We start from the raw sequence: 15,114 nt of genomic DNA, 5'->3' as shown, positions 1-15,114 counted from the left end.
GAAACGACCATGACCGACACGCTCGACCCCGGCGCGCGCCGCGCGATCCTGGAGGCGGTGGACGCGCTGCGCGACGACGCCGTGCGGACGCTGGAGGCGCTGGTGCGCTGCCGCTCGACGCTCGGCAACGAGGCGTCGGCGCTGAACGAGATGGCGCGCATCTACGAAGGTCTGGGCCTGACGCCGCGGTGCGTGCCGACGGTGCCGGGGGAATTGGCATCGCATCCGGGCTTCTCACCGCCGCTGGTGTCCTATGAAGGGCGCGACAACGTCGTCGCTGTCCACATGCCGCGTGAGCGCAAGGGGCGAAGCCTCGCGCTGCAGGGCCACGTTGATGTTGTGCCCGAAGGGGCAGCCGACATGTGGGAGACGCCGCCCTACCAACCCGCCATCCGCGGCGGGCGCATGTATGGCCGTGGTGCCGGCGACATGAAGGCGGGCATCGTCTCCTACGTCTCCGCCTTCAAGGCGCTGCGCCTCGCCGGGCTGCAGCCGGCCGCCGAGGTGCAGATGCAGTCGGTGATCGAGGAGGAATGCACCGGCAATGGCGCACTTGCCGCCATGCTGGCACTGCCGAGGACCGATGCGGTGATCATCCCCGAGCCCGGCCCCGGCCTGCCGGCGATGTATTCCGCCGAGGTCGGCGTGGTCTGGGCCTGGGTGACGGTTTCGGGCCGTCCCGCGCATGTGCGCGACATGCAGGCGGGCCTCAACGCCATTAAGGCCGCCAACGCCATTGCGGCGCGTTTCGACGACTACCAGGCCGAGATGAACAGGGCGGAACGCATCCACGCCTCCTTCCGCGGCGTGAATCATCCGGTCAACGTCAATTTCGGCACCATCGAGGGGGGCGAGTGGAATTCCTCCGTGCCGACGCGCGCGCGCATCGGCATGCGTGTCGGCGTGATGATGGGCTACACCGCCGCGCAGACGAAGGCTGACATCGAGCGCCTGGTGGCCGAGGCCGCCGCCGATCCGGCGCTGAAGGGCGCGACGGTGAAGCTGGAGTTCAAGGGCTTCATGGCCGACCCCTGCGTCTTCGACATGAACGCGCCGATCGTGACCATGGCCAAGGGCCACTTCGCCGACGTCTCCGGCGGCTTCCTGCGCGACTACCCGGCGACGGGGCTGACCGATGGGCGCTTCTTCACGCTCTACCAGGACACGCCGGTCGCCTGCTTCGGTCCCGACGCGCAGGAGATCCACGGCATCGACGAAAGCGTCGGGCTTGATTCCATGCACGACATCACGCGCACCATCGCGCTGACCATGGCCGAATGGTGCGGTGTGGAGAAAGTCGCATGAGCCTTCCATTCTCCGCCGACCGCTTCTGGGACAGCCTGGGGCAGATGGCGCGCATCGGTGCGACGTCCGATGGCGGAGTGAAGCGCCTGGCCCTGTCATCGGAGGATGCGGCGGCCCGGGCGCTGCTGCGGGACTGCGCGATCGCGGCCGGATGCACCGTCACCGTCGATCGGCTCGGCAACATGCATTGCACCTATGCCGGCACCGATCCGGTCGCAGCGCCCGTCGCGATCGGCAGCCATCTCGACAGCGTGCCGACCGGCGGGAAGTACGATGGTCCCTATGGCGTGCTGCTCGGCCTCGAGATCGTGCGTGCGCTGCATGAAGCCGGCCGCCGCACGCGTGCGGCGATCACCGTGGTGAACTGGACGAATGAGGAGGGCTCCCGCTTCAGCCCGGCCATGTCGGCGAGCGGCGGCGCGATGGGCGTGATCGAGGAAGCCAAGGTCCTCGCCGCGCCGGACAACTTCGATCCCGCGATCACCTTTGGCGATGCGCTGAACGCCATCGGCTGGGCCGGCACCGCGGATCCCGCCGTTGCGCGCAGTTTCGCGGCCTATTTCGAAGCCCATATCGAACAGGGCCCGATCCTGGAACGCGAGGGCATCCCCATCGGCATCGTCACCCACTGCATCGGCGTCGAGCAGTGGGATGTCATCGTCACCGGCACGGATGGCCATGTCGGCTATCCCATGGCAGGCCGGAAGGATGCGCTCGCGGCGGCGTCCGAACTCATCCTCGCGCTGGAGCGCACCGCCGTCGAGACCGGCGGGATGGCCACTGCGACGCGCATCGCGTTGCAGCCCGATGCGCGCGGGAACATTCCATCCCTTGTGCGGGTCGCCGCGAACATCCGTCACCCCGATGCGGACGGCAACACCCGCATGGAGGCGACCTTCCGCCGGGCCGTCGCTGAAGTCGCCGCGCGGCGTGGCGTTCAGGTGGATATCCAGCGCGTCGGCGGCTATCCGCGCGTGCCCTTCGCGCCCAAGCTGCTCGATGCCCTGCGCCGCGCCGCCGATGGCGCGCAGTTGAAGCATCGCGACATGCCCGGTCCGATCCCGCAGGACGCGCTGCATGTCGGCATCGTCGTGCCCTCGGCGCTGATGTTCATTCCCTGCCATGGCGGTGTCAGCCATCATCCGTCGGAGAGCATCTCACGCGAATGGTGCGCCGCGGGGTTGGCGGCGATGGGACCCGCGGTGATCGAAGCGGCAGGAGGCCTCGCATGACCAATGTTCCGTTGTCCGGGCAGCGCCTCTGGGACAGCCTGATGGCGATGGCGAAGATTGGCGGCACCGCGAAGGGCGGGTGCAACCGCCAGACGCTGACCGATCTCGATTCCGAAGGTCGCCATCTGCTGCAACGCTGGGCCGAGGCCGCGGGCTGCACGCTGACCGTCGATCGCCTGGGCAACATGCTGCTGACGCGCCCCGGCCGCGATCCGTCGCGCAAGCCGGTCGCCTTCGGCAGCCATCTGGATACCCAGCCGACGGGTGGGAAGTTCGACGGCGTGCTCGGCGTGCTTGCCGGCCTCGAGGTGATGCGCGCAGTGCATGAGGCCGGCATCGAGACCGAGGCGCCGCTCATGCTCGTCAACTGGACGAACGAGGAAGGCGCGCGCTTCGCTCCGCCCATGATGGGCAGCGGCGCGGCGATGGGCATCTTCACCGAGGCGGAGATCCTCGCCAAGCAGGACCCCGAGGGCAAGGTCTTCGGCGAGGAACTGGCCCGCATCGGCTGGCAGGGCGAGGCCGACCCGGGCGCGTTGCGCGACCTCGGCGCCTACATCGAACTGCATATCGAACAGGGCAAGCTGCTGGAGGATGCCGGCAGGACGATCGGCGTCGTCACTCATGCGCTGGCGCAGAATTGGCTGGAAGTCACGGTCGAGGGTGAGGAGGCGCATGGCGGCTCCCCCATGGCCGGCCGGCGCGACGCGATGATGGCTGCCGCCCCGCTGATCGCGGCAATCGAGGAGATCGCACTCGCCTCCGTCACGGCTTCGGGCGAACCGGGCCGCGCGACGGTCGGTCGCCTGTCCGTCTATCCCGACAGCCGCAACATCGCGCCGTCGCGCATCTGGTTCTCCATCGACACGCGCCATCACGAACCGGAACTGCTCGCGGCGATGGCCGAGGAGATCCGCGCGAAGGCCACGGCCATCGCGGCAGCGCGTGGCGTCACCATCACCGTCACGGATTTCTGGTACTCGCCGGCGACGCCCTTCGATCCCGCGCTCGTCTCCCGTGTGCGCGATGCCGCGCAACGCCTCGGCTACAGCCACATGGACATGCCGACCGGCATCGGGCACGACGCCGTCTATGTCGCGCGCCGCGTGTCGACCACCATGATCTTCTGCCCCTGCCATGGCGGCATCAGCCATAACGAGGCCGAGAGCATCACCCCCGAATGGGCCGAGGCCGGCATGCGCGTGCTGGCCGATGCCGTGCTTGCCACGGCCGGCATCGCGAAGGATTAGGACCACATGACCCGTATCGCCATTGGTGGCTTCCAGCACGAAAGCCATTCCTTCGCCCCGCGCCCGACGGCGTGGTTGGATTTCGTGAAGCCTGGCGGCTTCCCGCCGCTGCAGCATGCGGCGACGCTGCTCGACGCGCTGCGTCCGACCGCGGCGCCCAGCGCGGGCGCGATCGCCGTTGCCGAAGCCGAGGGCATTGAGATCGCCCCGCTCGCCTGGGCCTTCGCCAATCCCGCCGGCCCGGTGACGCGCGAGGCCTTCGAGCGTATCGCCGCGCTGATCATCGCGGCGCTGTCGGACGCGCTGCAGGCCGGCCCGCTCGACGGCGTCTATCTCGAACTGCATGGCGCGATGGTCTCGGATGACTTCCCCGATGCGGAGGGCGAGGTGCTGCGCCGCGTCCGCGCGGTGGTCGGGCCGGAGATGCCGATCGCCGTCAGCCTCGACCCGCATGCCAACAAGACGGCGGCGATGGTCGCGCATTCGGATGTGCTGGTGCCCTACCGCACCTATCCGCATATCGACATGAAGCCGGCCGGTGCGCAGGCCGTCCGCCTGCTGCTGCGCATGATCCGGGAAGGGCGACGCCCCGCGAAGGTGTTCCGCGAGCTCGATTTCTGGACCCCGCTGCCCGGTCAATGCACCATGGTCGCGCCGATGGGCGATGTGATGGCCGAGCGTGCGCGCCTCGGCGAGGCGGACGGCGTCTGGGAGCTCGGCTTCTGCTTCGGCTTTCCTTATGCCGATTTCCCCGGCTGCGGCATGGCAATCGCCTCCTACGCCGACACACCGGAACAGGCGGCGGCTGCCGCGGAAGCGCTGGCCGGTTTCATAGCGTCGAAGGAGACGGAGTTCGCCCTGGGCGTCGCGCCGGCCTCCGAGGGCGTGGCGCGCGCGATGGCGAAGCGCGATGCCTCCGGCCCGGTCATCCTCGCAGACACGCAGGACAATCCCGGCGGCGGCGGGCATGGCGACACCACCGGCCTGCTCGCCGAGCTGATCCGCCAGGATGCGCAGGGCGCGGTGCTCGCTCCGATGAACGATGCGGAAGCGGCGGCTGCCTGCCATGCGGCGGGGGAGGGGGCGGAGATCGCCCTCGACCTCGGCGGCAAGAGCGATGGCGCGCCGCTGCGCGTGACCGCGCTGATCGAGAAGCTGTCGGATGGCCGCTTCACGCTGACGGGGCCGATGGGCAAGGGCAATCCGGCCGATCTTGGTCCATCCGCGCTGATCCGCGTCGCACCCGGCGTGCGCGTCGTGCTGGTCAGCCGCAAGATGCAGGCGCATGACCAGGCGCTGTTCCGTTTCATCGGCATCGAACCGGCGGAACAGAAGATCGTCGCGGTGAAATCCTCCGTGCATTTCCGCGCGGACTTCCAGCCCATCGCGTCGGAAGTCATCGTCGTCACCGCGCCGGGACCCGTCGTGGCGGATCCGGCGGTGCTGCCCTTCACCAACCTGCGGCCGGGGCTGCGGCTGCGGCCGGGGGACAACCGGCGGACGGCGTGAACGATATCCGGCGGTTGCTGGCCCTGCCGCTGGACCTGTCGGCGCTCGCCGCCACGGCGCGGCGCGAAGGGTTCCGCATGCTGGATGTCCTCGCCGCGGAATGGGCGGACGGCACCACTCGCTTTACCGAGGCCGGAGAAGCCCTGTTCGGTGGTTTCGACGCCGGAGGCGCATTGCTCGCGATCGGCGGCATCACGCGCGATCCTTTCGCCGCGGCGTTGCGCATGCGCCGCTTCTACGTCGCGCCGCAGGCGCGGCGGAGTGGGCTCGGTGCCAAGCTCGCGCGGATGGCGATCGCGGAGGCAGAGACTTCGGGAGCCGGGTTGATCCGGCTGCGTGCTCCGGCGGCCGCCTTCGCCTTCTGGCAGTCGCTGGGCTTCCTGCAAGTGGCGGGCGACTCACGGGTGACGCATGCCCTCGCGCTGGAGCCGGCCTGCCGGCCGTTGTAGGTGGCAGCGGCAGGACCAGCGCGGCGGCGCGCACTGTTTTACCCCGCGAGCAGGGCCCGCACCGCGCCCTCGCGCGGGATCGGCGCCACCGCACCGTAGCCGGTCGTCGACAGCGCCGCGGCCGCATTGGCGTAGCGTGCTGCGGCGACCGGATCGTCCCCCGCCAGCAGCCGCGCCAGCAGCGCCCCGGCGAAGGTATCCCCGGCACCCGTCGCATCCACTGCCTCCACGCGATGGGCGGCGATGCGCGTCCTCTCATCCCGCGTCGCAACGATGCAGCCCGCCGCGCCGCATTTCAGCAGCACCAGCGGGCAAAGCCGCAGGTAGAAATCCACCACCGCGTCCGGGTCCGTCAGCCCGGTCAGCGCCGTCGCGTCATCCAGCGAGGGCAGGGCGATGTCGGCCATGCCGATCGCCGCGTGGATGACCGCCGCGGCGCGCGCTGCCGGCCACAGGCGCAGTCGCAGGTTGGTGTCGTAGGATACCGAGGCCCCGGCCTCCCGCGCCAGGTGGATGGCGTGGAACACCGCGTCGCAGGCGCTCTCCGAGATCGCCTGGCTGATGCCCGAGACATGCAGGATGCGGGCGGAGCGGAAGGCGTCCGCGGGGACTTCCTGCGGCCTGTACAGCGCCGCGGCGCTGCCGCTGCGGTAGAAGGCAAAGTGATGCCCGCCGGCATCATGGGTGACGAAGTAGATGCCGGTCGGCGCATCGGGGCGGCGGATGACGGTGTCGGTCGCGACACCCTCCCGCGCCCACAGCGCCATGAAGCTGTCGCTGGCCGCGTCGGTGCCGATCGCGGTCACATACCCCACCGAGGCGCCTGAGCGCGCCGCGGCGATGGCGGCGTTGGACGTGTCGCCGCCGTGTCCTTCCAGATACAGCACGCGGCCGTCCGGGCCGGGGCGCTGCTGGTTGAACTCCAGCATGGGTTCGCCCATGCAGAGCAACTCGGCCATCTCAGGTCCTCACGATGCCAAGCGCGTCCTCGGCGGCGCGCTGTATGGTCGCGCGGTCGCCGGCGGCGATCAGTTTCTCATCCACCAGCTTGCCGCCGATGCCGACGAAGGCCGCGCCCGCGGCCAGGTAGTCCGGGAGGTTGCGCGCATCCACGCCGCCGGTCGGGCAGAAGGTGACGTCGGGGAAGACCGAGCGCAGCGCCTTCACATGCGCCGGCCCGCCCACCGAACTCGCCGGAAACACCTTCACCACATCGGCGCCCGCGGCCAGCGCCGCGCGCACCTCGGTCGGCGTCAGCGCGCCGAGCATCAGGCAAGCCCCGGCCTCCTGCACCGGGCCGGCGAGGGCGGGATCGACCCAGGGGGCGACGATGAACTTCGCCCCGGCATCGAGGCAGACCTCGGCCATCTGGGCATCGGCCACGGTGCCGGCGCCGACCAGCAGGGAAGGGTCGGCGGCGAGCGCCCGGATCAGCGCGGGGGCTTCGGGCACCGTCATGGTGATCTCGAAGATGCGCAGCCCGGCTTCCTGCAGCCAGGCGACGGCGGTCGCGGCGCGGGCGGCGGAGGAGGTGCGCACCACCGGGATGATGCGTGCCTCCCGCAGGCGAGGGATCAGGGGATGCATGGTGCCGGGTCCTCCGCCCGGCATGCTTGGCCGGGCCGGTGGCCGTGGCAAGGGGTTGGTCAGACCGCCATGCGGCTGGCGGTGGCTTCCAGCCGCCGGGCTGCGGCGAGCGCGCGCTCGATCTCGGCGGCGGTGGTGTCGAGGGCGCCGCGATAGCCTGTCACGCTGTCACCCAGCCGCGACATCGTGCGGGACAGGTCGCCGATGGCGTCGCGCAGACCGGCGGTGGCAAGGGATTGCTCGCCGATCGCCTCATCGAGGCGGCGCAGGGCGAGACGGAGACGATCCTCGGGCCGCTGCGGGAACACCGCGACCGACGCGTGTGCGGCAGATTCGGACGGGGTCATCGGGTCGGGCATGGGGCCTCGCGGTCGCGTCTTAAAGCTTTCTTAACCGAGAGCTGCCACCGGGGCGAGTAGAAATCGTCTCGTTATGTGAGCGATGTCGCGAAATTCGCCGGACCATCAGCGCCGAAATGCGATTCAAGTGAGGCGTTAATAAGTGCAAAATCAATCCATTGTGGTGAAATTGTAATTGATGACCTGAGGCATCGCGGCGTGGCGGGGTGGGTTCGCATGCAATTCACAGGCGAGATGCCGCCGATCCGGCCCGCCCCGCGCGAGCCAGCAACACCACCCCGGCCGTTCCGCCGCCGCGTTCCACCCGTCCGGCTTTTACTTTAAATGCCGCGCCCGGAGGTATCACGACACCCATGGGCACAGCCCTCGAGATTGGCGTCATCATCCTGCTTGTCCTGCTCAACGGCGCATTTGCCATGAGCGAACTGGCCATCGTCTCCTCACGGCGCTCCCGCCTGATGGCGTTGCAGCGTCGCGGCAGCCTCGGGGCGGAAGCCGCCCTGGCCTTGGCCGACGACCCGCAGCGCTTCCTGCCCACGGTGCAGGTCGGCATCACCCTGGTCGGCATCTTCGCTGGCGCCTTCGGCGGCGCGCGCCTGGCTGGCACGCTGGGGGAGGCGCTGAACGCCATCCCCGGCGTCGCGCCCTATGGCTCCGAGATCGCCTTCACCCTGGTCGTCATCGCCATCACCTATCTCAGCCTGATCCTCGGCGAACTGGTTCCGAAGCAGGTCGCGCTGCGCAATCCCGAGCGGGTCGCGGTCATCGTCGCCCGCCCGATGGCGCGGTTGTCGCGCGTCTCGGCACCGGTTGTCTGGGTGCTCGGCAAGTCCTCCGCGGCGGTGCTGCGGCTGTTCGGGCCGGCCGTGCCGGGTGAGCAATCCGTCACGGAAGAGGAGGTAAAGGCCGTGGTCGCCGAGGGCGCCCAGGCCGGCGCGCTCGAGACCGAGGAGCGGCACATGATCGAGCGCGTGCTGCGCCTAGCCGACAAGCCCGTGCGCGCGCTGATGACGCCGCGCAACGACCTCGCCTGGCTCGACCGCTCCGATCCGCCAGCGGATATCGCGGCCCGGCTGCGAGCCTCGGACGTCACGCGCTTCATCGTCGCCGATGGCCGGGTGGATAATGTCGTGGGCGTCGTGGTGGCGAAAGACCTGCTCGACCAGATGCTGGAAGGCACGCCGATGTCGCTTGGGCGCGTGCTGCGCCAGCCGCTGGTGCTGCCCGACACGCTGACGGCGCTCGACGCGCTGGAGAGGCTCCGCGGCGACCGGCTCGGCCTGGCGTTGGTGATGGACGAATACGGGTCCTTTGAAGGCGTCGTCACCGCCTCCGACCTGCTGGAGGCGATCGTGGGCGACCTCGGCCCGGTCGAGCCGGAGGCGGATGGCGTGGCGATCGAACGCCATGACGGGTCGTTGCTGCTCGACGGGTCGATGCCGTCGGACGAGTTGCGCGCGCGGCTCGAACTGCCGGAACTGCCGGCGACGGGCACCTACCACACGGTGGGTGGGCTGATGCTGGCCCTGCTGAAGCGCGTGCCGAAGGAAGGCGACCGCATCGTCTGGGCCGGCTGGCGCTTCGAGGTCGTGGACATGGATGGCCGCCGCGTAGACAAGGTGCTGGCGAGCCGGGAGGAGGCGGCGGCCTGAATCGCTACTTCGCCACGCTCTTCGCGATCGGCGCGATGAACTGCGGCTCGGTGTCCCAGGGGAACAGGATCCAGGTGTCCTGGGACACTTCCGTGATGAAGGTCTCCACCACCGGCTTGCCCGCCGGCTTCGCATAAACAGTGGCGAAATGCGCCTTGGGCAGCAGGCCGCGGATCACGCGGGCCGTGGTGCCGGTGTCCACCAGGTCGTCCACGATCAGCCAGCCTTCGCCATCGCCGGCCGCGACCGGGGGCTTCGCGACCTGCGGATCGCCGCGCTTCTCCTCGTCATAGGTGATGATCGACACGCTCTCGATCAGCCGGCAGTCCAGCTCGCGCGCGATGATCGCGGCCGGGATCAGCCCGCCGCGGGTGATGGCGACGATGCCGCGCCAGGGGCCCTTTTCCAGTAGCCGCCAGGCCAGCGCCTTGCTGTCGCGATGCAACTGGTCCCAGGTGACGGTGTAGTAGCGCGGCGCCATCTCAGAACATCCTTCCCCCATCCGGCACCCGCAGGTCCGGCTTCAGCAGCACCACCGCGCCGGTCTCATCCGGTACGCCGAGCACCAGCACCTCGCTCTCGAAGCCCGCGATGCGGCGCGGCGGAAAGTTCACCACCGCCATCACCTGCCGCCCGATCAGCCGGTCCGGCGCATAGTGGACCGTGATCTGCGCGGCCGAGCGCTTCACCCCGACCGTGCCGCCGAAATCCACCCAGAGCCGGATGGAGGGCTTGCGCGCCTCGGGGAAGGGCTGGGCGTCCACGATGGTGCCGGCCCGGATGTCCAGGCGCTCGAAATCCTCGATCGTCGCGGGCGTGCTCATGAGGTCGCGTCTAGACCGGAACGCGCGGTGGCGCGAGGGGCGGGGCGCGCCGCCGATCGTTTCACCTTTAAGCTTTTAGGATTTTAGAACTTTAGGCCTTTATCGGCGCCCGCCGCGTCGCGGGCGCAATGCCCCCCGTGGCGCGTAGAACGTATCATGAACAGGCCTGCCGATACCATCCCCAATCGCAACCACGATCCCTGCGGCGCCCCGGACTGGCGTGGATGCGCCATGCCGCCGCCGCGAGGCTGGCCCATCGCCGCGCGCCCTTTCCATCCTCCCCGTCCCGTTGCATGGAGGGGACAACCCCTGACGGAAACGGACCCTTCGATGCGCGACTTCCACCTGCCCGGCCGCAGCGCCGCCTATGGCACCAACGGCATGGCCGCCACCTCCATGCCGCAGGCCACGCTCGCCGCGCTCGACATCCTGCGCGCCGGGGGCAATGCGATGGACGCCGCCATCGCGGCCTGCGCCGTGCAATGCGTGATCGAGCCAGCCTCGACCGGCATCGGCGGCGACAATTTCTGCCTCTACGTCCCGGCCGGGTCCTCCAAGGTCATCGCCCTGAACGGATCCGGCCGCGCGCCTGCTGCCGCGACGCCCGATGCGCTGCGCGCCGCGGGGCTGACCGCGATGGTCAACACCTCCGCCCATTCGGTGACGGTGCCGGGCGCGATCAGCGCCTGGGAATTGCTGAACCGCACGCATGGCAAGCTCGGCCTCGACCGCATCCTGCAGGCGGCGATCGGCTATGCCGAGGAAGGCTTCGCCGTCTCCCCGCGCGTCGCTTCCGACTGGGTCAGCTCGGTCGGCAAGCTGATGAAGCACCCGGCCTCGGCGCGCCGCTTCCTGCGCGACGGGGAGGCGCCCGCGCTCGGCAGCCGCTTCACCCAGCCGGAACTGGCGAAGACGCTGCGCGCCATCGCTGCGAAGGGCAAGAAGGCCTTCTATGAGGGCGAGGTCGCGGCCGACATCGTCGCCACGCTGCGCGCCGCCGGCGGCCTGCACACCGAGGAAGACTTCGCCCGCGGCGCCGATGTGGCCGAGTTCGTCGAGCCGATCTCGATCAAGTGGCGCGGCATGGAGGTGTTCCAGTGCCCGCCGAACGGCGTCGGCATGCATGTGCTGCAGATCCTCGGCACGCTGGGTAACCTCGAGACGCCGGAAGGCGGGCCTGGCAGCGCCCTGCGCTACCATCGCCATATCGAGGCCGCGCGCTTCGCCTATCGCGACCGCGATGCGTTCCTGGCCGACCCGTCCCAGGTGGATGTGCCGGTCGAGAAGCTGCTGAACGCCGACTACCTGAAGCGCCTCGCCGCCGCGATCCGCGACGACGCGGCGATGGCCGAGGCGGACATGCCGCCGGCCGGCGAGAGCGACCTGAAGAAGCACAAGGACACCGTCTATCTCTGCGTGGTGGACAAGGACGGCAACGCCTGTTCCTTCATCAACTCGCTGTTCGAGGGCTTCGGGACGGGCATCCTCGCCGAGAAGTCCGGCGTCATGCTGCAAAACCGCGGCTTCGGCTTCCGCATCCAGGATGGGCATCCGAACTGCATCGCGCCGAACAAGCGGCCGCTGCACACCATCATCCCCGGCATGGTGATGAAGGACGGGCAGGCCATCATGCCGTATGGCGTCATGGGCGGCCGCTTCCAGCCGACCGGCCAGACGCTGTTCCTGACCAACCACTTCGAATTCGGCCTGGACGTGCAGGAGGCGATCGACTTCCCGCGCCTGATGCCGCAGGACGGCAAGGTGCAGGTGGAGCGTGGCATCCCGGGGCAGGTGATCGACCGGCTGGACCGGCTCGGTCATGACTGCGAACTGGTCGACAAGCCGCATGGCGGCGGCCAGGCGATCTTCATCGACCGCGAGAAGGGCTGCCTGGTCGGCGGCTCCGACCCGCGCAAGGATGGGTGCGCGCTGGGCTACTAAGCCCGCGGCTCGGCGGACGGGGACCATGGCCCCGTCCGATCGGCGCTTGAGGCCGGTGCCTCGGCATGCCACGCACTGCGCAGGGAGGGGCCCTGCCATGACCATGCGCGCGATCCAGGCCGACATCACGACGCTCGCCGTCGATGCCATCGTGAATGCCGCGAATGAACGGCTCGCCATGGGCGGTGGCGTCTGCGGGGCGATCTTCCGCGCGGCGGGGGAGGCGGCACTCGCCGCGTCCTGCGCGCCGCTCGCGCCCTGTCCGGTCGGGCAGGCCCGCATCACGCCGGGCTTTGCCTTGCCAGCGCGCTTCGTCATCCACGCGGTCGGGCCGGTCTGGTACGGCGGGGATCGCGGCGAGGCGGATCTGCTCGCCGGCTGCTACACCCACAGCCTCGCCTTGCTGCGCGAGGCGGGCGGGCGGTCCATCGCCTTCCCGGCGATCTCGACCGGCATCTTCGGCTACCCGCCGCAGCGGGCCACCCGGATTGCGGTGTCGGCGGTGCGGGAGGATGGTGCGCGCCATGGCGAACTCGACGTCACCTTCGCCTGCTTCGACGACTACACGCTCGCGCTCTACGAAAAGGAACTCGGCGCATGACCGAACCCTGTGACCTCTCGGCCCTCGAGGCGCGGCGCCTGATCGGGCGCAAGGCGCTGTCCCCGGTGGAATTGATGGAGTCCTGCCTCAAGCGCATCGGGGCGGTGAACCACGCGGTCAACGCCATGGTCGCGATGGATGAGGCGGCGGCGCGCGCCGGGGCGAAGGCGGCCGAGGCCGCGGTGATGCAGGGTGGCGAGCTCGGCCTGCTGCACGGCCTGCCGGTCGGCATCAAGGACCTGGAGGAAACCAAGGGCCTGCGCACCACCTATGGCAGCCCGATCTTCAAGGACTTCGTACCCGAGGCCGATTGCGGCATGGTCGCCAACCTGCGCGAGGCCGGCGCGGTGGTGATCGGCAAGACCAACACGCCGGAATTCGGCGCCGGGGCGAATACCCGCAACGCCGTCTATGGCGTGACGGGCAATCCCTTCGATCCGACGAAATCCGCGGCAGGGTCGTCGGGCGGGTCGGGCGTGGCGCTGGCCTGCGGGATGGCGCCGATCTGCTCGGGGTCGGACACCGGCGGGTCGCTGCGCAACCCGGCGGCCTTCAACGGCATCGTCGGCTACCGGCCCTCGCCGGGGCTGGTGCCGTCCGAGAAGCGCGGCCATGGCTGGTCGGGGCTGCCGGTGCTCGGGCCGATGGCGCGCAACGTGCCGGACACGGCGCTGCTGCTGGCCGCCATGGCGTCCGACGATGCGATGGATCCGCTCGCCTACACCCTGCCGGAAGGCCCGGTGCGCGGCGTGCCGGAAGCCTTCCATCCGCTGCCGCCGATCGACCTCGCATCGCTGCGCCTCGCCGTCAGCGTCGATTTCGGCCAGGCGCCGGTCGAGAAGCTGATCCGCGAGGCCTTCGCCATCCGCGCCAAGGCGATCGCCCCGCTGTTCGGCTCGGCGGAGGAGGCCGACCCCGATTGCCGCGGCGGCGACGAGGCCTTCGAGGTGCTGCGCGCGACCGGCTTCCTCACCTCCCACCTCGAGAAGGTGCGCACGCGGCCACAGGATGTAGGCCCGAATGTGCGCGCCAATGTCGAGGAAGGGCTGCGCTACAGCCTGGAGGATGCGGCGAAGGCGGCGGCGGCGCAGACGCGGATGTACCGCGCCTGGCAGCATTTCTTCGCGCGCCACGACGTGCTGATCACGCCCGCCATCACGCTGTCGCCGCGTCCGTGGTCGGAACTCTATCCGGCGGAGATCGACGGCAAGCCGACCCGGACCTACTTCCACTGGCTCGCCTGCGCCTACTACGTGACGCTGTGCGGGCATCCCGCGATTTCGCTGCCGATGGGCGTGGACCGGCTCGGCATGCCCTTCGGGCTGCAGATCGTCGGCCCGCGTGGGGGCGATGTCCTGGTGCTGCGCGTCGCCGCGGCGATCGAGGACGCCTTCGCGGCAGACCCCGTGCTACGCCGCCCGGTGCCGGACCTCGCCGCGCTGGCGGCGGCGAAGCCGGTGACGGAGATGCCCGGCGCGATCGGCTGCGACTGATACCAATCCCGCACAGGCTTCGCCTCTGCGGGTCCGGTATCGCCTTCCTTTGCGCGCGGCCGCCCCGCCAGCCCCGCGCGCCATTCCCAGCCTACCAGCGGCGATAGGGGCCGTCGCGATAGGCGTAGCGCGGCCCGCCGCCATAGTAGCGAGGCTGGCGGTAGTAGCGGTCGCCGTAATAGCGGTTGTTGTTGCTGTTGCTCGCGGCGATGGCCAGGCCGGTCACCGCCGCCGCACCGATGCCGAGCGCGGCCGTGCTGCCCCAGTCGGTCGTGCCGTCCGGATACTGGCAGGCACCGAGCGCGAGGGATGCGGAAAGGGCGAGGGCGGGAAGCACGCGCATGGGAGCAACCTCCTGATGGTCGGGAGATTGCCCGGCCGTCATGTCCGGCGCGCGGCGCGGTCAGGGCAGCGGTGTGGCGCCCCGGGGCGGTTTCGCCACAATCAGCGCGATTGCGAGACGACCCCGGTCGCCATGCCGACATAGCCACCGGTGGTGACCGAGAGCGACCCTGGCGCGCCGGCGCCAGGAACCGTGTCGCGGCAGCCGGCGAGCAGTGCTGCGGCCACCAGCAGCGCGGGCAGGGTGGGCGTCATCCCCGCTGGCCCGAGAAGGCGTTGAAGGTCTGCAGCGTGTAGGTGTCCTTCACGCCCGGCACCGTCTGCACCGTTTCCACCACGAACTCGCCGATGTCGCGGTCGCTCGGCAGGTAGAATTTCCCGAGCAGGTCGTATTGGCCGGAGATGGAATGCATCTCCGACAATTCCTCGATGGTGTCGGCCATGTCGCGGGCGACGCGATAGGCTTGGCCCATCTCACATTTGATCATCACGAAGATCGCGCGCATCGCCGGTTCCATCCTTGGTGGCGCCACGCCGGCCGGGCGCCTGCCTCGGCCCTTCTACATCAGC

The 15,114-nt window shown here is 69.9% G+C and carries 17 protein-coding genes; 9 read left to right on the top strand and 8 right to left on the bottom strand.

Going from position 1 to position 15,114, the window contains the following annotated elements:
* Window positions 1–9: 9 nt before the first annotated feature.
* The 5 genes from AC2YHJ_RS13930 to AC2YHJ_RS13910 are packed head-to-tail and all read left to right on the top strand — an operon-like array spanning window position 10 to window position 5,745.
* The gene (locus AC2YHJ_RS13930; protein ID WP_487396664.1) at window positions 10–1,305 is read left to right on the top strand and encodes an ArgE/DapE family deacylase; all 1,296 of its coding nucleotides are present in this window, start codon (window positions 10–12) and stop codon (window positions 1,303–1,305) included.
* The gene (locus AC2YHJ_RS13925; protein ID WP_487396663.1) at window positions 1,302–2,537 is read left to right on the top strand and encodes a hydantoinase/carbamoylase family amidase; all 1,236 of its coding nucleotides are present in this window, start codon (window positions 1,302–1,304) and stop codon (window positions 2,535–2,537) included. Before AC2YHJ_RS13930 ends, AC2YHJ_RS13925 begins: the two co-directional genes overlap by 4 nt.
* On the top strand, window positions 2,534–3,787 hold the full coding sequence (locus AC2YHJ_RS13920; RefSeq protein ID WP_487396662.1) for a Zn-dependent hydrolase: 1,254 nt from the start codon (window positions 2,534–2,536) through the stop codon (window positions 3,785–3,787). The genes AC2YHJ_RS13925 and AC2YHJ_RS13920 overlap by 4 nt, the downstream gene beginning before the upstream one ends.
* Before the next feature lie 6 nt (window positions 3,788–3,793).
* Window positions 3,794–5,296, top strand: a complete 1,503-nt coding sequence (locus AC2YHJ_RS13915) for a M81 family metallopeptidase (RefSeq protein ID WP_487396661.1) — start codon at window positions 3,794–3,796, stop codon at window positions 5,294–5,296.
* A complete protein-coding gene (locus AC2YHJ_RS13910; protein ID WP_487396660.1) occupies window positions 5,293–5,745 on the top strand; it encodes a GNAT family N-acetyltransferase in 453 nt (150 codons plus the stop codon). The genes AC2YHJ_RS13915 and AC2YHJ_RS13910 overlap by 4 nt, the downstream gene beginning before the upstream one ends.
* A 38-nt stretch (window positions 5,746–5,783) precedes the next feature.
* Here AC2YHJ_RS13910 and AC2YHJ_RS13905 read toward each other — a convergent pair whose 3' ends face one another.
* From AC2YHJ_RS13905 to AC2YHJ_RS13895, 3 genes are read right to left on the bottom strand one after another with little or no spacing between them, the layout of a single operon-like run.
* The gene (locus tag AC2YHJ_RS13905; RefSeq protein WP_487396659.1) at window positions 5,784–6,704 is read right to left on the bottom strand and encodes a sugar kinase; all 921 of its coding nucleotides are present in this window, start codon (window positions 6,702–6,704) and stop codon (window positions 5,784–5,786) included.
* 1 nt (window position 6,705) lies between these two features.
* Entirely contained in the window at window positions 6,706–7,332 is a 627-nt protein-coding gene (locus tag AC2YHJ_RS13900; RefSeq protein WP_487396658.1) for a bifunctional 4-hydroxy-2-oxoglutarate aldolase/2-dehydro-3-deoxy-phosphogluconate aldolase, read from the bottom strand.
* Window positions 7,333–7,391: 59 nt separating this feature from the next.
* Window positions 7,392–7,679: a hypothetical protein gene (locus AC2YHJ_RS13895; protein WP_487396657.1), complete on the bottom strand. Its 288-nt coding sequence runs from the start codon at window positions 7,677–7,679 to the stop codon at window positions 7,392–7,394.
* Between the two features lie 365 nt (window positions 7,680–8,044).
* On the opposite strand from AC2YHJ_RS13895, the gene AC2YHJ_RS13890 reads away from it, so the two are divergent.
* Window positions 8,045–9,343, top strand: a complete 1,299-nt coding sequence (locus AC2YHJ_RS13890) for a hemolysin family protein (RefSeq protein ID WP_487396656.1) — start codon at window positions 8,045–8,047, stop codon at window positions 9,341–9,343.
* Window positions 9,344–9,347: 4 nt separating this feature from the next.
* Here the strand turns inward: AC2YHJ_RS13890 and gpt are convergent, their stop codons facing one another.
* The gene (gene gpt, locus AC2YHJ_RS13885; RefSeq protein ID WP_487396655.1) at window positions 9,348–9,824 is read right to left on the bottom strand and encodes a xanthine phosphoribosyltransferase; all 477 of its coding nucleotides are present in this window, start codon (window positions 9,822–9,824) and stop codon (window positions 9,348–9,350) included.
* A gap of 1 nt (window position 9,825) precedes the next feature.
* Complete coding sequence (locus AC2YHJ_RS13880; RefSeq protein WP_487396654.1) at window positions 9,826–10,167, bottom strand: tRNA-binding protein; 342 nt, start codon at window positions 10,165–10,167, stop codon at window positions 9,826–9,828.
* Window positions 10,168–10,497: 330 nt separating this feature from the next.
* Here AC2YHJ_RS13880 and ggt point away from each other — a divergent pair, with 330 nt between their 5' ends.
* From ggt to AC2YHJ_RS13865, 3 genes are all read left to right on the top strand, one after another.
* On the top strand, window positions 10,498–12,108 hold the full coding sequence (gene ggt, locus AC2YHJ_RS13875; RefSeq protein ID WP_487396653.1) for a gamma-glutamyltransferase: 1,611 nt from the start codon (window positions 10,498–10,500) through the stop codon (window positions 12,106–12,108).
* Window positions 12,109–12,205: 97 nt separating this feature from the next.
* Entirely contained in the window at window positions 12,206–12,709 is a 504-nt protein-coding gene (locus tag AC2YHJ_RS13870; protein ID WP_487396652.1) for a macro domain-containing protein, read from the top strand.
* Window positions 12,706–14,202 carry an amidase gene (locus AC2YHJ_RS13865; RefSeq protein WP_487396651.1) on the top strand — a complete coding sequence of 499 codons (1,497 nt, stop codon included), beginning with the start codon at window positions 12,706–12,708 and terminating at the stop codon, window positions 14,200–14,202. Before AC2YHJ_RS13870 ends, AC2YHJ_RS13865 begins: the two co-directional genes overlap by 4 nt.
* A 91-nt stretch (window positions 14,203–14,293) precedes the next feature.
* Here the strand turns inward: AC2YHJ_RS13865 and AC2YHJ_RS13860 are convergent, their stop codons facing one another.
* The 3 genes from AC2YHJ_RS13860 to AC2YHJ_RS13850 form a co-directional block, all read right to left on the bottom strand.
* A complete protein-coding gene (locus AC2YHJ_RS13860) occupies window positions 14,294–14,545 on the bottom strand; it encodes a hypothetical protein (protein ID WP_487396650.1) in 252 nt (83 codons plus the stop codon).
* Between the two features lie 101 nt (window positions 14,546–14,646).
* Complete coding sequence (locus AC2YHJ_RS13855; protein ID WP_487396649.1) at window positions 14,647–14,799, bottom strand: hypothetical protein; 153 nt, start codon at window positions 14,797–14,799, stop codon at window positions 14,647–14,649.
* Complete coding sequence (locus AC2YHJ_RS13850) at window positions 14,796–15,050, bottom strand: Lrp/AsnC ligand binding domain-containing protein (RefSeq protein WP_487396648.1); 255 nt, start codon at window positions 15,048–15,050, stop codon at window positions 14,796–14,798. The genes AC2YHJ_RS13855 and AC2YHJ_RS13850 overlap by 4 nt, the downstream gene beginning before the upstream one ends.
* Window positions 15,051–15,114: the final 64 nt, after the last annotated feature.

The sequence above is a fragment of the Roseomonas sp. SRI_022 genome, assembly GCF_057586215.1.
Note: the sequence above shows the minus strand (reverse complement) of the source record. Positions and strands in the feature narration are given on the sequence as shown.